We start from the raw sequence: 22084 nt of genomic DNA on the forward strand, positions 1-22084 counted from the left end.
CAAACGCTTATTATTTGTTCAGACTATCAGAATAATATTCAAGTACAAAGCAATTATCCCTACAACCCGACGAATGTAAATCCAATCACACTAAAATAAAATTTATATAAAAAAGTGACGATAATCGTCACTTTAATTGATTAATTAAAAGCACCATTTCTAGGCACAATACTAAAACTACTATTTAAACGTCCACCAGTAATGGCAAGCTCGCCTAAACGTGCACCTGCACCAGTTGATGGCGGATAGAAGTTAATATCTTTAACACGTAATGCACCGTCAATACTCTTATCAGGATTAAAATAAACCGCCGTATTTACGCCAACTTTACCTAAACCACTTGCGGTGTCTTTACCCACAACTAAAGCAGTATTAAACGCAAGCTTTCCAGTAATATTATCAAAGCCAATTGCAGAACCATCGATCGGATCACTAATCTGAACTGTATTTCCAGTTGCTGTGGCAGGCATTGTGAAATCGCCGAGTACAGTTAGAGCACTACCATCAGCAATTGAACTGTTTGGCACGATCGATAAGTTAAGATCGCCACCTAAACGTAGTTTTAAACCAAATAAGACATCATTATTTTTGGCAAAATTATCAATAGGTGAAGTACATGAACCTGTCGCTGGACAAGTTTTATATTTAGCCCCTGGTAAATAACCTGCTGCAATTTCTGTTGATAAAGCAAGCAGCATCTCTTTTAAACTAATATTGAGGCTGCCATTTTCTAAACCGATACTGCCATTGCCTTTGAGGAACATATCGATATTACGTAAGCCCATGTAATAATCAGTAGGACTACCACCATTATTAGCATTTGGAGAACCATCAATTAATAAAATTGAGGTTGTTTTGGTTCCAGTCGCATCACGTCCTGTAGTTCCAGCAGCAATACCAAAACCTAAACGAGAAGTCGTTCCAGACGTAGCAACAACATTCTGAACAGGCTTACCATTTGCATCTTTTGTATAGTAATAAGCACTATTTGCCGGCGCATCTAAACCATATACAGCAGCATTAGCATTTAAGTTATAAAAAGGTAATGCTAAGCCCCACTGGTTGTTTGCACCATTGTCTGCAAACTGATTTGCAGGAGCGACATTCGCACTTGTCGTAAAACGACCACGTCTTGAAAATGCTTGAAACTCTGCTCCACGCATCGCAAGAATTAAGCTAAACGGATTAGTAACCGTATCACGGTGAATATTATGCTGATAATCAGCAGCTGTTGTTAAAGTACCACTACCTAAACGAATTGCATTTAAAGTCGCGTTGTTTGGCATTAATAACGTTTTTGTATCAGCAAGATTTAAATAAATATTTCCGCTGTCGAAATAACCACGTGTAGCAGAGTTAAGTCCTGTTAAATTGCCAAACTCGAAACCGTAAGCATTAAGACCTGCTCCACCAATTTCTAAAGTGGTTGCTTTACCATCTGCACCTAGCATTGAATCATTATCTTTAGTGAATTCACCTTTCATACGAAAGGCAATGCCAGAATTACCTAAAATACTATTACTTGAACCTGTACCAGCAGCTGTATTTGCAGTGCCTAAAGTGGTGGTATCCGCCGTACCATCCATACCACGGACTTGTAAATAACTATTTACCATACGTCCGCTAGCACCTAAGCGAATCAAACCTTTCGCATTTTGTGGGCTATTAGTTGCATCTAAAGCATAAGGGTTAGTTTTATCTACATTCGAGCTGAGCATCACCTCAATATTCAGGCCTGAATTGGTTACTTTGCCACTACTGTCAACATACGTACCCGCAGTTAAACCAGAAGCTGAATCTGCTACCCGGTTAAAATCAACATAGCCATAGGTAGTATTCGGAGTTTGTCCTACACCAGCAACGTTAGTTCCTGTATTTGTCTGTAAAACTAAGCCACGAGTTGGATCAATCAACATGGCCCCTTTACCAACAAAATTAAAATTAAAGTTTCTTAAAATTAATTGATTTAACTGGCTGCGAGCATCCACTTGCCCTAGATAAATATTGGCATTATTAATACCAAGCGTCATGCTTGACTGGCTATTTGCATTAAATAAACCATCTTGGGTAGTAATTGCCAAATTTAAAGGAGAAGTCGTTTGAATTGCTAGTTGCCCTAAAGTTGGCGAACATGTAGCTGAACTATTACAAACTTTAACGCTATTTACGGTAATAAGTGATGGACTACTTTGCATAGAAAAGTCGAGTCCAGTTTTACCCGTAGTCGGATTACTACCTACATCTAAACGGTAATTAGTACTTAAAGGTTGGCTAGATGCATTACTTTTTTGAACTTTTACGCCACTCGCTTGAGCTCTTAAGACCTGATCAGCACTTGTTGGTGTGCCTGCATGGTCATCCCAATAAGCATTATCAATATTAATTTCATTAAACGTAGTTTGTATCGAGATACCATCTTGTCCATTGACGGCACTCAAATCAGCGTCTGTTAAGGCTTCTAAAGCATAAATTTGTCCACTCACTAACAACATGCTGGTTGTTAATGTATTTAAAATAAACTTTGAGCTGTGATTTTCTTTATTTTTTTTCATCACTTCAGTTCCTTTGAAATCTACATTAACCCTTAACAACGAGGATGGCTACCATCACAGCTAAAGACCATGACTTTTCCTTGAATAGCCAAGTTTCCGTTCATCATTAAGCCCATAAAACCAGTTTCACGCCCATGGTCATAGGCCGATGGTGTTGCAGTAGCAACTTGCTGATTCGCACTATTAGCAGTCGCCGCATATGTTGGCTTTTTGAAATATGCATAATCATACATATTTGCACTCGACCCTTGCGTTGTTGTTGAGCTCGTAAAGTTATCTTGTTCAATCGATAAAGCATTGAAACCAAAATTACGAATTAAAATTGGCTGCGCTGCACTAAAACTCAGCTGAATGGCGGGCTTAATAATTTCTGTATTGTTTTTATCCAGATATTTTAAATCAGCACCATCTAAACCCATTTTTTGAATATTCAAAGTTCCTTGTACGCCTTTAAATACTAGCCAAAGTTTATTACCACTATCGCTATTTTCAGCCCAACCACTCGGTTTCGTCGCATCAGCCTGTACAAAACGTTTGTTAATTGCCAAACCAATATGGCAGAACTCTACGTTCTCACAGACACCACCACTACCATTGTCAAAAATACCATTACTGGTCTGGTTTAAATTGAGCATCAAAGATAAATCAGCACCGGCCTGCCCATTAATCGCCTGCAAAGCTTCATTATCTAAAGTTTGCAGCTCTGCGTGAGTAACCGTTGCAAAAAGAGCGAGGATCAAAGTACTTAATTTTTTCATATCATTATCCTCCTCTTATAAGCCTTTAGTTGTCAGTTTTAAATGTTGGATTAATACACCATCAATGACAGCTGAACCCATGTTATTGGTAATCGCTGAGCTAATTTGCGCCCCAGATAGCTTATAGGTGTTCAAATCTGCATTTGGAGTGGTGGTAGACCAACGTCCATTATTATAAAGTGCATCTGGTAAAGGTGTGCCATTAGGTACAACAAACTGAGCCCCATTTCCGGCATCAGCTAAGGTATAACCTGTATTATTTACTGTCGGGTTATAATAAGCAGTACTATCTACATTAGCCCAATTAGCACCTTGTGAGTCAAATTTCAAACCTGAGCCCGCATTGCCCGTCCAGCCTGTTGCTGTACGGTATTGCCATGTATCATAACAAGTAAAAATTAAGCCACATGTATAACTACCCGCACGGCGTTCCTGATTTTGCAATTGGTAGAAGTTTTTAGTTTGCGTTATCGCCGCCACAGTGCCCGTAGGTAATTTACCAAAAGAAATACCAACCGCATCTTGGGTATTGTTCCCTTTAAAAGCCTCTAAAGTATTATTGGCAGAATTATAAACAGTTGAACCAATTGAAATACTACTATGTGTTGCACTAGAACCTTGATAAGTTTTACCACCTAAGGTTACATTCGTACCACATTGGTAAATATTACAAGTAGAACCTAAATAACTAGTATCGGCACCACTATAGTCTGTATAAATTTTCTTATAAATTTCTGGTTTATTTGGAATACGAGCGAGCTCTAAACTAAAGTTTTTACCATCTGAGCTTAAAACGAGTGGTTGATATAAAGACCCTAACACAAGGTTAATGTTTGGGTTATAGAGATATAAACCTTCATTCGCATCAAAAGTTGGAGCAAGCCCACCATTAATTGCAGGTGTTACCAAATTACCTTGGGTAGTTCCAGATTCACGTGTACTCAAACGTAATACGTTATTCATAGCGCTATCCGTTGGCGCGGTCCATGAACCCGTTGAAGTAACAGTCGTAGTCTGACTACGAACCCGATATAACCAGTCCGAGCTTGGAGAGTTATTACTTGGTGCGCCAGTATATTGGGTACTATAGCGATTTACCCATGGCCCTACTGTAGATGTTGGGGTATTTGAAGTAATTGTTGCTCTTAAATTAGAGGCATCACCACTGTTTAAACGAACAACTCCAGCTAAACCCAAAGTATCGTTATAAAAAGGACTCATCCCACCAGCAGATGTTGCGCCCCCTAATGTTTGGAAAAGCTGTAAACGGCTGCCATTTAAGCTAAAGTTATTCCAAACACCTTGTAAACGAAGACGGTTTGCACGGCTTGCATCGGTACTAGTGCCAATTAAGCCATTTGAGTCCCCATAATTAAATTGATCTGCTGCACCATTTATTTTATTTGGGTTACGCACAAAGATATCTGTCCATAAACCTAGTTTCAGCTTATAAGCGTCTATACCTGCAGAATCCTTTGTTCCGACCTCATATAAAGGAGCTTCTAAAGCTAAATAGGTTACTTGGCAAGTTGGATCAGTCGCACCACTACAATTTGTCGCACTAAAGTTCGGTACTGAGTTTTCTGTCGCAACTTTAAAGATCCACGGGTTGACAGCAGTACCCCAACTTGAAATTGCAGCGGCCGCATCGGTAGAAGCAATACGGCTATTTGTATCATTATCAGATTTGGAAAGCGCTAAACCATAAAGAAAAATATCTGCTTTACCAACTGCACGGTCACCCGAATCAATCGAGCCATTTTTATTGGTATCTGCTGCGGTCATACTTAAAGGACCGACAGGTACATAATTGATATAACCCGTGTCTTTAGTACGATCAGTTAATATCTGACTTGAGGTTTCATTAGCACCCGCACCACGAAATACCATATAAGTATTCTGTGGCAAGATAGCAATACCCTCACCTGTAGTTTCACTTAAGCCCGCATCAGAAAGTTCTTCGAGTGCGAAACTAGCTTGGCTTATACAAAGCCCGATTAAACTTGCCAAAACGGTTTTTTGAAACCTTACCGTATAATTAAGTGTAGTCATCTTGACCTTCCTGTTTTATACGATGCCGCGCACCATATTTATTTTTCTTTAACAATCCTTGATGCCAGGTGAATCTATCCTTTTCACCTTAGACAAAGAGGCAAATCTAAAAGATATTGCCAACCTTTCCACATTTCTATTATGCGGAATATTTGCACAAATGCAAAAAAAAGCATGTAAAAAATTACTTTTCCGATGAATGTAAAATAGCATAGCTACTTTCTTTTCAACTTAGCAGAACTTTAAATTTCCATAGCAGTTAGGAGCAAAACTCTGGTTTTTTAAAACTAAATTCGTCAAATTCATAGGAACATACTGACCTGTTAAATCGACAGTACTGACATCAATATTACCTAGTAAACAGTTGATAGCTAAAGTTCCACAGTCAACTGGATTATTAGTTAAATATTGACTGACTTTACCTAATGTAGCTTTTACAACATCATCAGTAATCACTACCTGCGACTGTGGAGTTACATCACCAATATCAATCGGGTTCGAAAGTTCTAACCACCAACCTGCCTGAGAAACCGACTTCGCTCCTGTCCATTGTAAATTTTGCCCTTGTAAAGAAAGAGAAGCCGCTGTGCCATTCAAATTAACTTTATGGAAATAGCCAAGATCTTCATTGACAGCAACATTTACTCCTAAGTTATTAATTGTTCCACTTAAGTTACCTGCAATCGTGATAATTAAATCAGTATCAGCTGCAATTGTACCTGTCAAATTAATACCACTAACATTAGCAGTACCAGTCAAATTCGCAGTAGTAATACGCTTTCCACTAATAACCTGAGAGGGTAAAAATAAACTACCAGAAGCGCTACTAAGCCCTAGATCATAACTAGTTGAGCGGAAATTTGTATTAATAATATTGAGCCCAAGTAATGTTCCTTTTGCTCGCCCAGTAATTTGTGTTCCTAAATTGTCTTGCGTTAAACCTGAACCTGTTGGACGGGCAGCTGTACTAACGGTACCTCCTGTCGCTTGAGTTACCATATAACCACTAAAAGAGTTAATACCATTTTTTGTAGCAGTATTCTCTGATCCAAAAGTCAGTAAACCCTGAATAGATTCAGCACTTAATCTCACTCCAGCTACTTCTCGAGTCGATGCACTGTTAGGATTTTTAATCGCAAATTCAATAAATGGGTTGGTTAGTTTTGCTGAAGAGCTAGCACGACCATCGTTAGTATCTGAAAGACCGCTTAGACTTAAGTTATCGATATCAATATCACATGCACCCGCACCATTAGCTCCCCCGCATCCAAGTTGCAATTTTTTAATATTCGCGTTCAGTTCCAAATCAGCATCTAGGCCCAATTTATAAAAACCGACGTTACTATTACTGTCACGTAGTTTTTCCAAATTTGCAGAATCCGTAGGCGCAATATAAGACATACTCATCAAAGCTTGGCCACGAGTTGCGGAAAGTTCCGAATCTGACATAGGGACTAATGTAGACGCAGCATACGCTGAAGAAAAGCATAAGCTTCCAAGCGCTATCGCTACATGAAGAGACGTAAACTGTCGCATGGCCGACCTCCGTATCCTTGGGGGCATAATCCTGTTTAATTTCTTTTTATTTGGCCTATCTGAATTTAGTAGATATCTAAATAATTACTACTAAAAAGACAACCTATATCCGATACATTCGTTTTTCAATACTGTGATGCAGTACAAAAAAACAAATCAATTATTGATCATATTATATTATTTTTTACAAAAGGAAACTGTCATTTATCAGTATTCCGATAAACGCACTTCATGTAAATTTTATTTATAAAATTGGGCCACCTAAGCGACCCATTATTTTAAAACTCTTCTTTATCTAAGAAAAATTATGTTTTCGGAAGTGTAACACCTGTTTGACCTTGGTATTTACCACCACGGTCTTTATAAGATGTTTCACATACTTCATCACTTTCAAAGAATAGCATTTGTGCTACGCCTTCCCCTGCATAAATACGTGCAGGTAAATTAGTGGTGTTTGAAAATTCTAAAGTTACGTGACCTTCCCATTCAGGTTCTAATGGAGTCACATTCACAATGATACCGCAACGAGCATAAGTCGACTTGCCTAAGCATACTGTCAACACATTACGAGGAATACGGAAATATTCAATTGTACGTGCTAGAGCAAATGAGTTTGGCGGAATAATACAAACATCAGACTCAATATCGATAAAACTTTTGTCATCAAAATTCTTTGGATCGACAATTGCAGAATGTACGTTAGTAAAAACCTTGAATTCACGGGCACAGCGTACATCATAACCATAGCTAGAGACCCCGTAGGAAATCAACTTTTCACCATTTTCATCAAAACGGACTTGATTCTCTGCATAAGGTTCAATCATGCCGTGTTTTTCGCTCATTTCGCGAATCCAACGATCAGACTTAATAGCCATGTATTTTCTATCCAAAAGGTAATTTCATTGATTTCGACGTACTTTAACTTAAAAAAGCAATTATGAAAACAACGCAAAGCTACTCAAACAAATAAGAATAGCTCAGCAGTACCTTTAAAGGCTCAGTAAAGCAGAATAGCTAATAGGAATTGAAAAGCTGACTAAAACAAGTGAAGCTGTTTTTTGCAAATTAGTCTGATTTAGCCAGACAACTTTCTTAGAAGCTAATAGTGATCCCAAGAAAATCCAGAATAAGGCAATTGGCGTAATAAGCGCTAAGTAAGCCATCATATGAATTAAATAAATATGAAAATCACTCCACGCAGCTACCGGAAAAATTGCCGAAGCAAAGAGCAAGGCTTTAGGATTCAATAAGGTTGCGCAAAATAATTCACGAGTACGGATCGTAGGCTGATTTAATTCAATTTCTTGATTTGCCGTATGCCATAACTTGATGGCTAAGAAAATAATATAGCAAGCACTCAACAGCTTAAGAATAGGCGGTAGCAATGGCAATGTGGTAGACACTTTCCCAATTAGCATTCCCCATGCAGAAATAGAGATCACGTAACCCAAAACTTCTGCCGGAATAAGTTTTACTGACTTCCGTAGTCCTACTTGCACGCCTGAAGAAGCGAGTAAAGTATTAGTTGGACCAGGTGTTAGTAAAATTGTGGCTACTAAGCCAATAAAAAGCCATGAAATCATTGAATGACCTCATAATATAGTCATCTCAGATTAATAGATATCCTGACACATGGCAAAAGGTAATTGTAAGACAAAATTTTTTAGATCACTTTTAATTTTAAAATAAAAACATTAAAAACATATACTTATAGAATTACCACAAAAAGTGATAAAGAAAACTTTACGGTCAGTTATTATGCTTTTCAAATAATTTCGTACTTAAATAACATAAGTATTTTTATTTTAAGTCTATTTTTCCATCAAAAGCCTTTATAATAAAAAATATATAGTGATGGTAAGTTTAAATTTTAAGCTTTTAATAAGTTTCAATTCATATATTGTTTCTGATTTTTCTATTTAGAGCACCGCGCTCTACTACCTTAATGATTATGGCAAAGCACTTTTTTCAATCTTGGCTTCCCTCACCCGAGAAAGTTTCAAATATGAAATTTCTAAGGATTTTTGGTAAAAAGACCCTGAATCCTGTGCTTTGGTATGTCAATCGAAAATCAATTACCCGAGCTGTTTTTGTTGGAACCTTTTTTGGTTTACTGCCTATCCCTTTTCACAGCGTATTTATTGTGATGGCAGTCTTACTATTTGAAGTAAATTTACCAATTAGCTTAATGTTAGCTTGGCTAAGTAATCCTCTTACTTTAGTTCCTATTCTATATATTGGTTTTTGGTTTGGTGCACATATTTTTCATGTGCATATGATCAACAAAGAAATGCTGCTGGGTGTATTGCACCAGATTTCCCGCTGGATTACTCATTTCGGCCATGGGCACATTGATTTTAGTCTTGCGAAAATTTTGATGACAGGTCTTGTTGTAGAAGCTTTCGTATTTGCTGTCATTTTATATTTATCTACAGAAATTTTCTGGCGTTGGATGGTCATTAAAAATTGGAAAAGTAGACATCGCCATAAAAAGCAAGAAGAAGAGGTTTTATAAAAACTCCGATCTTCTTACTTAGTTTTAAATTATTATTTTGGTAGTTTTGATTTCATATACTCTTCAGCCACATTGAGTACATACTCTTGGCAAGCCTCTCCTGTACCTGGGTCATAAGCTCCATTATTCGTAATATTATTAGATAAGATTCGAACTCCTAAAAAAGGAACATTAAACTGGCTGGCAATTTGTGCAACAGATGCTGCTTCCATTTCCTCGACTGAAGTGCCATAGCGTTGATGGAAAAATTGAATACGATCAAGCTCATTATTCCAGACATCTGCTGAACCAATCGTTCCCTCAATCACGTCGCCTTTGTCATAACGGACTTTATGTGCCGCCATTAATAACTCTTGGTCACCTTCAAATTTACGAATTGCAATAGGTTCTGGGTCAGACTCGTCTGTTGGCAAAACATCAAAAGCCTCAACCCATGTGAGTGAATTTGAACCACCACCAACTGGCTGCTTTGGTGTTCTAAATGCACCAATATTGGTTGCGTATTTTCCTAAGACAATATCGTAAACGTGTAGATCTGGGTCGTGCCCGCCTGATGTTCCCTGATTAATAATTGCTATCGGTTTATAACGTTCAATGGCTAAAGCAGTTGCCGCAGCCGAGTTACTCATACCCATACGGGTTTTAGAAATAATTATTGGATAACCATTATAGGTACCCTTCCAGAATGTCCACCCACCAATGGTTTCAACAGTCTTATTCTCTAATTTTGAAGCCATTCTTTCCGACTCTACAGGCAAAGCACCCTGAATAATAATCGGCTGTAATTTCTGTTTTTGCTCCTGAACTGTGGGTGTTTGTGAAACAGAAGAGTCGTCATTATTGCATCCGACTAAAAATAAAGCGCTACATAAACTGATTACGCCAAAAGCACATTTAAATTGCATTTTTTACCCTTTCTTTTTAAAAAGTGTAAAGTAGCAATCTATATGCCAATTTCAAGTTTAGCTTTGTTATTAAGATTCAGTGGTTTAATTTTTTATTTTAACCAGATAATAAAAAACCCGACTTGAAGTCGGGTTTAAATAAATCAGAAGATACGTTTGTCATCACGTGTCCGTTGAGGAATTTTTTCAATCTGTTCCCACATTGCCTTAGCAATATCAATATAACTATCAGCTGCATCATCCATTGCTACAACACTAGGTTTACCCTGATCAGCATGCTCACGGATTTGAGCATTTAGAGGCAAGCGACCTAATAATGGAATATGGTACTGTTCAGAGAGCTTGTCACCACCGCCAATACCAAAAATTTGCTCCTCATGACCACAGTTAGAGCAAATATGGGTCGACATATTTTCAACGACGCCTAATACAGGAATTCCAACTTTATTAAATAATTCGATACCTTTAGTAGCATCTAATAAGGCAACATTTTGTGGCGTAGTCACAATGATTGAACCAGTAACTGGGATACGCTGCGCAAGCGTGAGTTGAATATCACCAGTACCAGGTGGCATATCAATCATCAATACATCAAGATCAGGCCAAAGCGTTTGATTAAATAATTGCATTAAAGCACCCGTTGCCTTCGGTCCACGCCACGCAACAGGGGTGTTGTTATCACCCGTTAAATGTCCAATCGATAACACCGCCATGCCATAGGCATCTAAAGGCACAAAATTTTCACTTTCAATAAGAGGAGTTTTGCCAGCATTTCCCAGCATAGTCGGAATACTTGGGCCATAGATATCGGCATCCAACACTCCAACCTTCAGCCCCATTTTTTGCAAGGCAAGCGCTAAATTGACAGTAGTTGTCGATTTACCAACGCCACCCTTACCTGACGAAACTAAAATAACATGCTTAATGCGAGGATGAAGTGGAACATCTCTTTGTTGCGGAGCTGCTTTTTGGATAGGTGGATTATTTGGATCTGGTTCTGCTTTAGGTGAAGCATCAAGCACAGGAGGTAAGTTCGAACTTTCTTGTGCAGGACGCTTTTGTTGAACCACATGTAGATTTAGTTCTTCAATACCACACTTTTCTAAAGCCCCAGCCAAATCATCATGAATTTGCTGCAAGTGCTCTTTTTCATCAGGAAATGTATTAATGGTGAGTTGTAATACTCGACCTTGAACTTGAAGCTGACTAATGCGCTCTTTTAAAGCATCTTTTGAATGCGGTAGTAAATAATTTTGGAGTACCGTTTGGATTTCATCTTCTTTCACTTCTTGTGCGGGTGAAAAAACAGACTTTAATGAAGAAAGCCAAGACATATTGTTTACTCCAAAAACAGATCATTACAGCTTAATGGAGATAGTGTAACAGTATTGATCCGCACTCGCTCACCTTAGGATGAAGAATTGCTAATTTTCAAGCTTCCATCTTTTAGGTAAGGAGTGCAGATTTTAGTTTAAATAAACTTATTCATCAGAATCATGATGCTTCAATTTATTTAACTTATCTGTTGCTGTTTTCTTCAACTCATCAAATTTCGCAGTTGCTTGCGTTTTTAACTCATCAAATTTTGTTGCAGCCTCATCTTTTAACTCTACTGCTTTGGCTTTGGCGTCATCAAGTTTATGACCCGCTTCTGTACGTAAATGATCGAACTTATCTTGCAAGGTATGCTGAGCATCCTCAAGTTTGCCTTTCAAATCATTTGCTTTATCTTCAACTGCCTCTTTGCCAGCAGCTTGTTTCTCTTTTATATTTTCCTTTAAATCATCCAAAGCTTTTTCACCTTGAACTTTTGCATCTACCACTTTGGCCTTTAACTCATCTACTTTATCTTCAACAGCTTCTTTACCAGCAGCTTCTTTAGCTTTTACGTTTTCCTTTAAATCTTCCAAAGCTTTTTCACCTTGTACTTTTGCATCTGCCGCTTTTGTCTTTAACTCATCTAATTTATTTTCAGTAGTCATCGTTGTTATCCTCGTAGTTAATTAAAAAATTACCTGAATAAGTTATTAGTTATACATCGTTATGGCTTATTTTCTGACCGTAACTGCAATTTGAAACAAAGACAATACAGGAAGATTCAAATATTTTTTGATTTGTTTATCTGTTCTAAAGAGAAACGCTCTCTGACCAAATCCCATTTTTATAGAAACCTGTTGCACCAAGCCAAAGATTATTAATCTTTGCTTATCTCCCTGCATCAGTTAAAATCTTCCACCTTATAAATACGAATGAGAGAATGAAATCCGTGCGTAAAATTTTAGTCACTAATGCCCTCCCTTATGCTAATGGTCCAATTCATATGGGTCATTTACTCGGTTACATCCAGGCAGATATCTGGGTTCGTGCCATGCGAGCAATGGGTCATGATGTGACTTATGTATGTGCGGATGATGCTCACGGTACAGCAATTATGCTACGTGCTGAAGCAAATGGTATTAGCCCAGAAGAGCAAATTGCGAATGTTCAAAAAGAACACATCCGTGATTTTGACGGTTTTGGCGTACATTTCGATCATTACGATTCAACTCATAGCGATGCGAACAAAGCCCGCTCAACAGATATCTATATTAAAAACCGTGAAGCTGGAAATATTGCAGTTCGCCCTGTAACTCAATTATTTGACCCAGAAAAAGGCATGTTCTTGTCTGACCGTTTCATTAAAGGCACATGCCCGAAATGTAAGTCAGAAGACCAATACGGCGACTCATGTGAAGTTTGTGGTACGACCTATAATGCAACTGAACTACTTAACCCACGTTCAACCTTAAGTGGTGCAACACCAGTTGAAAAATCTTCAGATCACTATTTCTTTAAACTACCGAACTTTGCTGAGTATTTACAGAAATGGACCCGTGATGAAGGTCGATTACCTGTTTCGATTGCAAACAAGCTAGATGAATGGTTTGAGTCGGGTTTAACCGATTGGGATATTTCCCGTGATGCACCTTATTTCGGTTTTGAAATTCCTGATGCACCAAATAAATACTTCTATGTTTGGGTAGATGCGCCAATTGGTTATATGTCGAGTTTTGAAAATTACATCAAAACTAAGCGTCCAGATTTAAGTTTTGATGATTTCTGGAAAAAAGACAGTCAAAACGATGTTTACCATTTCATTGGTAAAGACATTGTTTATTTCCATGCATTGTTCTGGCCTGCAATGTTGGATGGTGCAAACTATCGCACTCCAACAGGTCTTTTTGTAAATGGTTTCTTGACTGTGAACGGACAAAAAATGTCTAAGTCTCGTGGTACTTTCATTAAAGCAGAGACTTATTTACAGCATCTAAACCCAGAATATTTACGTTACTACTTTGCATCTAAACTTTCAGATAAAGTTGAAGACTCTGATTTAAATCTTGATGATTTTATTCAAAAAGTAAATTCTGACTTAGTCGGTAAAGTCGTCAATATTGCTAGCCGTTGCGCTAAATTTATCAACAGTAACTTTAACAATACTTTATCTGCTGCATGTGCAGAATCTGAATTGGTACAAAGTTTTATTGATGCAGGTGATTCAATCGCTAGCGCATATGAAGCACGTGAATTCTCAATGGCTATTCGTGAAATTATGGCGCTTGCTGATCGTGCAAACCAATATATTGACGAGAAAAAGCCATGGGCACTTGCTAAACAAGAAGGTCAAGAACAACAAGTTCTTGATGTGTGCTCAGTTGGTATCAACTTGTTCCGTCAATTAGCTGTGTACTTGGCTCCAGTTCTTCCAACTTTGGCTGAGCAAGTTCAAGGTTTCTTAAAACTTGAGAGCTTCAATTTCGAATCACGTAAACAAATTCTTGTAAGCCATGAGATTGCGCAGTTCCAACCGCTTATGCAACGTGTTGATCCAAAAGCTGTTGCTGCAATGGTAGATGCATCTAAAGAGTCTTTAGGTACTCCTGCTCCAGAAGCAACTAAAGCAGCGGCGAAAAAGGACAAAGCTGCCGAGAAAAAAGCGACTCCTGTTCCAGCAGTTGGTGAAGCAGAAATCATTGGTATTGAAGATTTCTTAAAGGTTGACTTGCGTGTTGCTCAGGTCGTTGAAGCAGGCACTGTTGAAGGTTCAGATAAATTACTTCAACTTACTTTAGACGTTGGTGAAGCTGAAACACGTAACGTATTCAGTGGTATTCGTAGCCAATACGCACCAGAAGATTTAAAAGGCAAACTGGTCGTTATGGTTGCTAACCTTGCACCACGTAAAATGCGTTTTGGTATTTCAAACGGAATGGTACTTGCTGCTGGAAATGGTGAAGGTATTTTCATTATTTCACCAGATAGCGGTGCAAAACCAGGCGATAAAGTTTCTTAATCTGCCTTCATAAAAAAAGCTTCCTAAATTGGAAGCTTTTTTTTATTTTTTAAAATTCGAGTTCTGAAGAAACATAAATAAGTGAATTTAAATTACGACCACGGCCACCCTTCACAAGGATTATTAAATAAAACATGTATGTTTCCTAACTCCTCATTTGTTAAATAGCCATTCTTATTTTCATCTAAATAATGAAATAACTCTGTATGCTTGTTTTCGCCTTGAAAACGTTTATTGCTCGGCCAGTTATAAGGATAGAAATCTTCAACGCGTTGAAATTCTTTTAGGCTGTACGTTCCATCATGATTTAAATCATATTTTTCCTGAAAAAGCTCCCAATCTAAAGATGCAGGTTCACATGCATTGACCATATTCAAAATACAGTAAGTCGCACATCCTGCAAGTAACTTAATAGTTGGATGGCTCATGATTATTCGCTTGGATATCGGAAATTTTATAATCCTTTTCATGAACTGGAGTGCCAACAATACTCATGGTCCGCTCATTTGCTGGTGGTTGTTTACTCATCGTTCTCATCTCACATCCTGTAGTTAAGATGAGAAAAACTACAGAAATGCTCACCCTTAGTTTTTTCATAACGTGATCCTCATTTCTTTTTGTTTTATTTATTAAGTTACCACTTTTTAAATGTTTAAGTGCTAAAAAAGATATTTCAATTTGTATATATTTTACGCAAAAATAAAGCCAGACTATAAACAGCTGGCTTTGGATTTTTTAGATATTTTAATTAAAGACTTATCATTTGAAGAAAATTAGCTTTAAACCCAATAGGCTAACAATGCTTCCAGCAACTCGGTCAACACCAGTTTTTGCCTTTAAGTACATTGTTCTAGGCTTCTCTGAAGATAACAGCATTGCCACACATGAGTACCAACCAGCGTCAATCATAAAACAAATCACTGGTAATGCGACGTAGTAATAATTTGGGATTTCTTTCGGCAGTAAAGCAGTAAATACACTTGCTAATACAACTGCGATTTTTGGATTACTTAACTGAGTAATCAAACCATATCGATATGCCTGTTTATAAGTCATTTTTGATTTGGCATCATTTTCCATGGCAATTGGTTCTTTGGCATGTTTAATAATTTTAAAAGCCAGCCAAAGCAAATACAGCCCACCACCAATTTTTAAAATTAAATAAGCAGAAGGTACAGCCAATAAGACCGCTTGTAATCCCATAACAGCTAATAGGCCAAACAGAGCCGCGCCTGTACCCGTTCCTAAAGCCGTGAACAAACCATGTTTACGTGATTTAGAAATTGAATTTTGTGCCACATAAATAAAGCTTGGCCCAGGGCTTATTGCTCCAAGCATCAATGCCATCGCAATTGAAAAAAGAGGAATAAGGGACTCAAACATTGTATTGACCTAGCATTACGCAATTGCGCGGTATTCTACCAGCTTTTTATGACGCAGATAAAAATGCAGAAAATATAAATGATGAAAATTGAATTTTCATGTTTTTACAATTTATATCTTCACAACGGACAAAAATGTCCGTTAAATATATAACCTTTAAAACTCCCCAATCGATGACATGAGTAAACGTCAAAAAATTGCTGCCCATAATCGGGATGAATTACTCAATGCAGCCGAAGAATGTTTTCGTATTCATGGCATTAATGTCCCCTTACAAGTTGTGATTGACCACGCTGGTGTAGGACGAGCAACGTTCTATCGTAACTTTTGCGATCGAAAAGCTTTAATTAGCGCACTTTTAGAACGCGCGATTACACAGCTAGAGCAAAAAGCAGCTCATTTTCAACAATTCGAAGACGGTTTATTTCGTTTAATTGAAGGACACATTGGGCAACTTCCCAAGCTCGCAATTTTGCAAGATTTTTGGAGAGTAATTGATCGACAAGACCCAATTATGTTAAAAATCTATGAACGGCGAAATAATGCACTTAATCCACTGATTCAAAAAGCAATAGAACAAAAACTGTGCCGAGCTGATCTAACTGCCGATGACTATGCAATGGTTACTGCAATGTTAGGTTCTTCATTTCAAGGACATGAGCCAGAAGAACAGACTCGCTTAGCAAAACGAGCAATTGAATTACTATTTCATGGTATTCAAATACAAAAAATTCGAGGGATAGAATGAGTAAAACGCCTCGTTATTTAGAAACACCACCCGACTGGACGCCAGAAGAGCAACCGACTCTACCTGGTTCACCAGCAGCGATTGCACACTCTGTACCTAAGCGGTTTATTTACTTTTTTATCGGTTTATTTATCGCTCTTTCGGCAAGCTTAAGTAATGGTTTTATTACGGCAAATTTACCTTTAATTCAAGGTGAATACGGTCTTACCCCTTCCGAAGCTGCTTGGCTGCCTGCGGCCTATGTCATGGCAAATGTCAGCTCAAATCTAATTTTGTTTAAAGCCAGACAACAATATGGCCTGAGAGTATTTTCAGAAATAGGACTCGTTATTTTTATTGCGGTTCTTGTTTTGCATATTTTTGTGCATACCTATGAAATGGCACTATTCGCTCGGGTTGTGGCTGGTTTAGCGGGCGCACCACTAAGCTCTTTAGGTATGTATTACACCATGCAGGCCTTTAAAAAAGCAGACATGGCAAAAGGAATATATATAGCCTTCGGCTTTCAGCAACTTGGCGTACCCTTGGCTTGGATTATTTCTCCTTTCCTTGTAAGTACAGACAGTTGGTCTGTTCTTTACACCTTTGAGCTCGGTTTAGCACTTTGTTGTTTAGCCATGGTCGTTTCATTGAAATTACCACGTAGCTTAAGAATTTATGTTTTTGAGAAGCAAGATTTCTTCACCTTTGCTTTACTGGCTCCAGGTTTTGCATGTTTATGTATCGTGCTGACGCAAGGTCCAATTTTATGGTGGTTTAATAGCGAATGGCTTGCCTATATATTAATCGCAGGTTTTAGCTTAGTTGTGCTCGGTTTACTCTACGAACACTATCGTGCCAATCCATTAATTATGACGCGTTGGCTAGGCGCCTCTTCGACCCTACGTTTCATTTTTGGTGCTTTTGCAATACGTCTTTTAATGTCAGAGCAAAGCTATGCTGCTGTTAACTTCTTAAAAACAATGGGAATGGGACCTGATCAATTTGTTCCACTCTATGTTGTGATATTCATAGGAATTTTAAGCGGGACACTTTTTAGTGCGCTTACTTTTTCGCGCGAACGAATTATCTTCCACTTACTTTTTGCAGAATTTTTGATTCTGGTCGCCTGTGGACTAGATTATCACTTAACCAGTGATGTCCGACCTGTGAATTTCTTCGCAAGTCAGTTTTTAGTCGGCTTCGCAGGTGGTTTATTCATTGGGCCATTACTTCTCATTGGCTTCGCACAAACCTTGGCTAAAGGCCCTTCGTATGTGGTGACTTTTATTGTGTTGTTCTCTGCAACCCAAACCTTCGGTGGTCTTGTCGGGTCTTCTTTCTTCTCGACCTATCAACAACATCGTACGCAGAACTATCAAGCAGAGATCATTAAAGATTTAGAACAAGCAGACCCTCTAGTCGCTCAAAGGCTCTCTACCTATCAACGCAGTGCATCAATCACAACTACTGACCCAGCATTACAAACAGCTCAATCCATGCGCTCACTTAATCAAGTGGTCACTCGTGAAGCCCAAGTGCGAGCCTACAATGACGTTATTGCATTAAACGGTATTTTTGCCGTCGCCCTACTCTTATGGGGTGGATTTAATATTGCACGTAGTAAATATCTACAACGCAGAGGAATTAGCCGTCCTTAACGGCTTTCGTATTTGATGAAATAGAAATTGAGATTGATATATGTCAGATGATCAAAATAAACCGGAACAAATGCCTGATCAGGCACCTGCCAACGAGCCAACACCTGCACCTGCACCTGCACCTGCACCTGCAAGTAAACTGATTCCGACAAAACGCTCAACACTGTTATGGATGTTAGGGGTTCTTATTATCGGTATTTTAGTGATTTTATGGGCATGGAGAATCGGACCTTTTGCAACGAGTATTCAGCAAACTGACAATAGTTATGTCAAAGGTAAAACCACAATTTTATCTTCACAAATTAATGGCTACGTTAAAGACGTATTAGTGAAAGACTTTGACCATGTTAAAAAGGGTCAAGTGCTAATGCATATTGATGCAACCACTTACGATCAAAAAGTAACGCAAGCAGCTTCTGGGGTTGAACAAGCTAAAAATACTTTAGCTAATCAAACTCAATCTATTGCTCAGAAACAAGCTGATATTGTGGCTGCACAAGCCAAAGTGGATCAAGCAAAAGCTCAATACGAACTCTCTTTAGCACAGCTCAGACGTTATCAACAGTTAGGAAATAGTGGAGCAGCTTCTAAATCCGAACAAGATAAAGCCGCGGCGGATGCAGAAAATAACCTTGCAGCCCTGAAACAGGCAGAAGCCAATGTATTAGTTGCAAATGAAGCACTTAAAACAGCACAGGTCGCAGAAGCTGGCTTAGAAGCACAAGTTTCAAGTGCTAAAGCACAGTTAGATCAAGCACAAACCACCAAAGACTATAGCGTTATTGTTGCCCCGATGGATGGTCAACTTGGTGAAGTAAACCCTCGTGTTGGGCAATATGTAGCTGCTGGATCGCAGTTACTCTACCTCATTCCACAACAAACTTGGGTGATTGCCAATTTCAAAGAAACCCAAATTGCCAATATGCGAATTGGTCAAAAAGCATGGTTTACAGTCGATGCGATGAAACACAAAAAATTTACAGGACATGTTGAGCAGATCTCACCTGCTGCGGGTTCCGAGTTCAGTGTATTAAAGCCAGACAATGCGACAGGAAACTTTACTAAAGTTGTTCAACGGATTGCTGTACGTATAACCATTGATCCAAATCAGGAAGGAATGGAACATTTACGTCCAGGTATGTCAGTAGTTACTTCTGTCGATACAAATTCGTAAACAGCTTTTTAAAGTTCTATTTAAAAAGTTACAATGTGATCAATCATTATTTTCTCAATTTCTAATGTTTGATCACATTACTCAATCGGTTCCTTATCAACATATTCAACTTCCCTATCCCCTTGATCTCGACATTAAGCGGTTAGATCTAATTCACCCTCAAATCTCGGGGAATAAATTTTTCAAACTAAAATACAATCTGCTTGCCGCAAAACAACAAGGCCTATCAACTATTTTGACTTTTGGTGGGGCTTATTCAAATCACATTGCTGCAACTGCGTATGCAGCTCATCTTTTTGGCTTAAACAGTATAGGAATTATTCGTGGGGAAGAATTAGCTGATAAACCTCTTAATCCAACCTTAGCAAAAGCTCAAAGTTTAGGAATGCATTTACATTTTATCTCGCGCACTGAATATCGTTTGAGAGATGATGCAAACTATCTTCAACAATTACACAATCAATTTCCTGAAACTTTCATTATTCCTGAAGGCGGTTCTAATCAGCTAGCCGTGCAAGGTTGTCAGGAAATTCTCAGTCAAAGCGATTTGCAAAACTATGATGTGATTTGCTGTGCAGTGGGAACTGGCGGAACGATTTCAGGGCTGATTGAACGAAGTGCACTACATCAAAAGGTTCTAGGGTTTTCAGCATTAAAAGGCGACTTTCTACAACAAGATATTATGCAGTGGACTAAAAAACAGAATTGGTCACTGACAGATGCCTACTGCTGTGGTGGCTATGCTAAAACTTCACCTGAGTTATTGGCATTTATAGAAAATTTCGAAGAACAATACGCTGTACCTCTTGAACCCATCTATACAGGAAAAATGATGTTCGGTCTGTTTGACCTTATCAAAAATAATTATTTCTCTGAAGGAACTCGTATTCTGGCAATTCATTCTGGTGGTTTACAGGCTGATATAAGAAACAAGCTAAGCTACTGATTCATTAATTTTTAGGAGATATTGCTCCTCATACCAATAAATGTCTTTAGCATGACTAAGGCTCGGCATGATAGTATATGCCCCTTTTTAATTTTCAAGATTAATCGAGAATCTCTTATGTCTAACAGTCATGTCGATGTCATTGTCTTAGGTGCAGGTGCTTCTGGACTCATGTTGGCTGCACATGCTGCTAAACGCGGGCGCTCGGTTTTAATTTTAGAAAAAGCCAATAAAATTGGTAAAAAGATTTTAATGTCAGGTGGCGGTAAGTGTAACTTTACTAACCTATATGTAGAACCTGATAACTATATTTCTCATAATCCGCATTTCGTTATTTCTGCCCTGTCACGTTATAGCAACTGGGACTTTATCGGTTTGGTATGTGATTATAAAATTGCCTATGAAGAACGTAAACATGGGCAATTATTTACGCTAAACGGCGCTAAAGAAATTTTAGAAATGCTTGTGAGTGAGTGTAATAAAACCAAAAATGTAGATATTGAAACCCATTGCGAAGTTGGCCAAATTACGCCCTTAGAAAAAGGTGGGTTTTCACTAAACACCAATCAAGGACATTACACTTGTGATTCTTTAGTGATTGCGACTGGGGGCTTATCGATTCCAACATTAGGCGGTTCTGGTTTTGGCTATGAACTGGCACAAAAATTTGGACATCAGGTTTTTCCAACTCGTGCAGGTCTAGTTCCATTTACTTTTTCAGATCATATTAAAGAAGTCACTACACGCTTAAGTGGCAATGCTTTGGATGTAACGTTAAGCAACTCAAAAAATAGCTTTACTGAAGCATTATTATTTACCCATCGTGGTTTGAGTGGACCAAGTTCTTTACAGCTTTCGAACTATTGGAATTCAGGAGAAAGTTTTAAAATTGATTTTTTCCCAAGCCAAGATTTAGCGACTTATTTAAAAGATAAAAAGAAAACACAGTCTAAAGTTTTATTACGTACTCTTCTTAATGAATTTACTGCCAAAAGTATCATCCAAGAGTTACAACAACTCATATGGTCAGAGCAGAGCGAAACAGCGATTGGTAATATCAGTGATGCACAGCTAGATCATATCGCTGAGCAGTTACATGGCTTCGCAGTTAAACCGTCTGGAACAGAAGGATATCGTACCGCTGAAGTTACTTTAGGCGGAATAGATACAACAGAAGTATCTTCCAAGACTATGGAAAGTAAAAAGCAGAAAGGATTGTTTTTTGTTGGCGAAGTACTCGATGTGACCGGACATTTAGGTGGCTACAACTTCCAGTGGGCATGGTCTTCTGCCTATGCTGCTGCCCAATACGTATAAACTAATTTGAGTTTTTCGAACTATTTGATGCGGTCTGTGAATCTTGTGGCTGAGCAGTAGTCTGTTTTGAGCTTTCCGACTTACTAAATACAAATTTATAAGCACTCGCTAAAAAACCTACCGTAATTCCGGCAATGACAATTGGTGCTAAAAAACGACCTGGTTTCTTCATCGTATTTTCCTCACTTATTTGTTTTTATAACGGCCAAAAAAGAACGACCACTC

General features: G+C 38.3%; 20 protein-coding genes. 7 read left to right on the forward strand and 13 right to left on the reverse strand.

Features of this window, described 5'->3' with window-relative positions:
- Positions 1-140: 140 nt before the first annotated feature.
- From RMB13_RS07530 to RMB13_RS07555, 6 genes are all read right to left on the reverse strand, one after another.
- Positions 141-2552 carry a DUF6160 family protein gene (locus RMB13_RS07530; protein WP_311084852.1) on the reverse strand — a complete coding sequence of 804 codons (2412 nt, stop codon included), beginning with the start codon at positions 2550-2552 and terminating at the stop codon, positions 141-143.
- A 32-nt stretch (positions 2553-2584) separates the two neighbouring features.
- Complete coding sequence (locus RMB13_RS07535; protein WP_192455629.1) at positions 2585-3310, reverse strand: DUF6160 family protein; 726 nt, start codon at positions 3308-3310, stop codon at positions 2585-2587.
- A gap of 15 nt (positions 3311-3325) precedes the next feature.
- Positions 3326-5362 (reverse strand): hypothetical protein, encoded by a 2037-nt coding sequence (locus RMB13_RS07540; protein WP_311084853.1) that lies wholly within the window; start codon positions 5360-5362, stop codon positions 3326-3328.
- A gap of 231 nt (positions 5363-5593) precedes the next feature.
- On the reverse strand, positions 5594-6898 hold the full coding sequence (locus RMB13_RS07545; RefSeq protein ID WP_004641514.1) for a hypothetical protein: 1305 nt from the start codon (positions 6896-6898) through the stop codon (positions 5594-5596).
- 305 nt (positions 6899-7203) lie between these two features.
- Complete coding sequence (dcd, locus tag RMB13_RS07550) at positions 7204-7773, reverse strand: dCTP deaminase (protein WP_003653416.1); 570 nt, start codon at positions 7771-7773, stop codon at positions 7204-7206.
- A gap of 114 nt (positions 7774-7887) precedes the next feature.
- Entirely contained in the window at positions 7888-8481 is a 594-nt protein-coding gene (locus RMB13_RS07555) for a LysE family transporter (RefSeq protein WP_311084854.1), read from the reverse strand.
- 362 nt (positions 8482-8843) lie between these two features.
- Here RMB13_RS07555 and RMB13_RS07560 point away from each other — a divergent pair, with 362 nt between their 5' ends.
- Positions 8844-9413 (forward strand): DUF2062 domain-containing protein, encoded by a 570-nt coding sequence (locus RMB13_RS07560; protein WP_003653419.1) that lies wholly within the window; start codon positions 8844-8846, stop codon positions 9411-9413.
- Between the two features lie 32 nt (positions 9414-9445).
- Here the strand turns inward: RMB13_RS07560 and RMB13_RS07565 are convergent, their stop codons facing one another.
- From RMB13_RS07565 to RMB13_RS07575, 3 genes are all read right to left on the reverse strand, one after another.
- Complete coding sequence (locus RMB13_RS07565) at positions 9446-10318, reverse strand: 5'-methylthioadenosine/S-adenosylhomocysteine nucleosidase (RefSeq protein WP_311084855.1); 873 nt, start codon at positions 10316-10318, stop codon at positions 9446-9448.
- A 143-nt stretch (positions 10319-10461) separates the two neighbouring features.
- Positions 10462-11652: an iron-sulfur cluster carrier protein ApbC gene (apbC, locus tag RMB13_RS07570; RefSeq protein ID WP_005048722.1), complete on the reverse strand. Its 1191-nt coding sequence runs from the start codon at positions 11650-11652 to the stop codon at positions 10462-10464.
- 147 nt (positions 11653-11799) lie between these two features.
- Positions 11800-12300, reverse strand: coding sequence for a hypothetical protein (locus RMB13_RS07575; RefSeq protein WP_311084856.1), 501 nt, complete (start codon positions 12298-12300; stop codon positions 11800-11802).
- A 284-nt stretch (positions 12301-12584) separates the two neighbouring features.
- Here RMB13_RS07575 and metG point away from each other — a divergent pair, with 284 nt between their 5' ends.
- A complete protein-coding gene (gene metG, locus RMB13_RS07580) occupies positions 12585-14651 on the forward strand; it encodes a methionine--tRNA ligase (protein ID WP_311084881.1) in 2067 nt (688 codons plus the stop codon).
- 92 nt (positions 14652-14743) lie between these two features.
- On the opposite strand, the gene RMB13_RS07585 is transcribed toward metG, so the two are convergent.
- From RMB13_RS07585 to RMB13_RS07595, 3 genes are all read right to left on the reverse strand, one after another.
- Positions 14744-15079: a calcium-binding protein gene (locus RMB13_RS07585; RefSeq protein WP_311084857.1), complete on the reverse strand. Its 336-nt coding sequence runs from the start codon at positions 15077-15079 to the stop codon at positions 14744-14746.
- Complete coding sequence (locus RMB13_RS07590) at positions 15060-15248, reverse strand: NF038215 family lipoprotein (RefSeq protein WP_311084858.1); 189 nt, start codon at positions 15246-15248, stop codon at positions 15060-15062. The genes RMB13_RS07585 and RMB13_RS07590 overlap by 20 nt, the downstream gene beginning before the upstream one ends.
- Positions 15249-15410: 162 nt before the next feature.
- Complete coding sequence (locus RMB13_RS07595) at positions 15411-16034, reverse strand: LysE family translocator (RefSeq protein WP_004641496.1); 624 nt, start codon at positions 16032-16034, stop codon at positions 15411-15413.
- A gap of 178 nt (positions 16035-16212) precedes the next feature.
- On the opposite strand from RMB13_RS07595, the gene RMB13_RS07600 reads away from it, so the two are divergent.
- The 5 genes from RMB13_RS07600 (at position 16213) to RMB13_RS07620 (ending at position 21859) form a co-directional block, all read left to right on the forward strand.
- Entirely contained in the window at positions 16213-16782 is a 570-nt protein-coding gene (locus tag RMB13_RS07600) for a TetR/AcrR family transcriptional regulator (RefSeq protein WP_017392313.1), read from the forward strand.
- Positions 16779-18422: an MFS transporter gene (locus tag RMB13_RS07605; RefSeq protein WP_005048729.1), complete on the forward strand. Its 1644-nt coding sequence runs from the start codon at positions 16779-16781 to the stop codon at positions 18420-18422. Before RMB13_RS07600 ends, RMB13_RS07605 begins: the two co-directional genes overlap by 4 nt.
- 40 nt (positions 18423-18462) lie before the next feature.
- Positions 18463-19596 (forward strand): HlyD family secretion protein, encoded by a 1134-nt coding sequence (locus tag RMB13_RS07610; protein ID WP_311084859.1) that lies wholly within the window; start codon positions 18463-18465, stop codon positions 19594-19596.
- Positions 19597-19660: 64 nt separating this feature from the next.
- Positions 19661-20542, forward strand: a complete 882-nt coding sequence (locus RMB13_RS07615) for a pyridoxal-phosphate dependent enzyme (RefSeq protein ID WP_311084860.1) — start codon at positions 19661-19663, stop codon at positions 20540-20542.
- A gap of 117 nt (positions 20543-20659) precedes the next feature.
- Entirely contained in the window at positions 20660-21859 is a 1200-nt protein-coding gene (locus RMB13_RS07620; protein ID WP_311084861.1) for an NAD(P)/FAD-dependent oxidoreductase, read from the forward strand.
- Position 21860: 1 nt separating this feature from the next.
- On the opposite strand, the gene RMB13_RS07625 is transcribed toward RMB13_RS07620, so the two are convergent.
- Positions 21861-22031, reverse strand: coding sequence for a hypothetical protein (locus RMB13_RS07625; RefSeq protein ID WP_017392316.1), 171 nt, complete (start codon positions 22029-22031; stop codon positions 21861-21863).
- Positions 22032-22084 lie beyond the last annotated feature (53 nt).

This window comes from Acinetobacter sp. V102_4 (assembly GCF_031799005.1).
GTDB lineage: Bacteria > Pseudomonadota > Gammaproteobacteria > Pseudomonadales > Moraxellaceae > Acinetobacter > Acinetobacter calcoaceticus.

Coding starts and splice junctions, on each gene's coding strand:
- RMB13_RS07540 (WP_311084853.1), bottom strand. CDS start 5,362: ATGACTACACTTAATTATACGGTAAGGTTTCAAAAAACCGTTTTGGCA.
- RMB13_RS07585 (WP_311084857.1), bottom strand. CDS start 15,079: ATGAGCCATCCAACTATTAAGTTACTTGCAGGATGTGCGACTTACTGT.
- RMB13_RS07545 (WP_004641514.1), bottom strand. CDS start 6,898: ATGCGACAGTTTACGTCTCTTCATGTAGCGATAGCGCTTGGAAGCTTA.
- RMB13_RS07595 (WP_004641496.1), bottom strand. CDS start 16,034: ATGTTTGAGTCCCTTATTCCTCTTTTTTCAATTGCGATGGCATTGATG.
- RMB13_RS07560 (WP_003653419.1), top strand. CDS start 8,844: ATGATTATGGCAAAGCACTTTTTTCAATCTTGGCTTCCCTCACCCGAG.
- RMB13_RS07615 (WP_311084860.1), top strand. CDS start 19,661: ATGTTTGATCACATTACTCAATCGGTTCCTTATCAACATATTCAACTT.
- RMB13_RS07605 (WP_005048729.1), top strand. CDS start 16,779: ATGAGTAAAACGCCTCGTTATTTAGAAACACCACCCGACTGGACGCCA.
- dcd (WP_003653416.1), bottom strand. CDS start 7,773: ATGGCTATTAAGTCTGATCGTTGGATTCGCGAAATGAGCGAAAAACAC.
- RMB13_RS07610 (WP_311084859.1), top strand. CDS start 18,463: ATGTCAGATGATCAAAATAAACCGGAACAAATGCCTGATCAGGCACCT.
- apbC (WP_005048722.1), bottom strand. CDS start 11,652: ATGTCTTGGCTTTCTTCATTAAAGTCTGTTTTTTCACCCGCACAAGAA.
- RMB13_RS07625 (WP_017392316.1), bottom strand. CDS start 22,031: ATGAAGAAACCAGGTCGTTTTTTAGCACCAATTGTCATTGCCGGAATT.
- RMB13_RS07590 (WP_311084858.1), bottom strand. CDS start 15,248: ATGAAAAAACTAAGGGTGAGCATTTCTGTAGTTTTTCTCATCTTAACT.
- RMB13_RS07555 (WP_311084854.1), bottom strand. CDS start 8,481: ATGATTTCATGGCTTTTTATTGGCTTAGTAGCCACAATTTTACTAACA.
- RMB13_RS07575 (WP_311084856.1), bottom strand. CDS start 12,300: ATGACTACTGAAAATAAATTAGATGAGTTAAAGACAAAAGCGGCAGAT.
- RMB13_RS07600 (WP_017392313.1), top strand. CDS start 16,213: ATGAGTAAACGTCAAAAAATTGCTGCCCATAATCGGGATGAATTACTC.
- RMB13_RS07530 (WP_311084852.1), bottom strand. CDS start 2,552: ATGAAAAAAAATAAAGAAAATCACAGCTCAAAGTTTATTTTAAATACA.
- RMB13_RS07535 (WP_192455629.1), bottom strand. CDS start 3,310: ATGAAAAAATTAAGTACTTTGATCCTCGCTCTTTTTGCAACGGTTACT.
- RMB13_RS07620 (WP_311084861.1), top strand. CDS start 20,660: ATGTCTAACAGTCATGTCGATGTCATTGTCTTAGGTGCAGGTGCTTCT.
- RMB13_RS07565 (WP_311084855.1), bottom strand. CDS start 10,318: ATGCAATTTAAATGTGCTTTTGGCGTAATCAGTTTATGTAGCGCTTTA.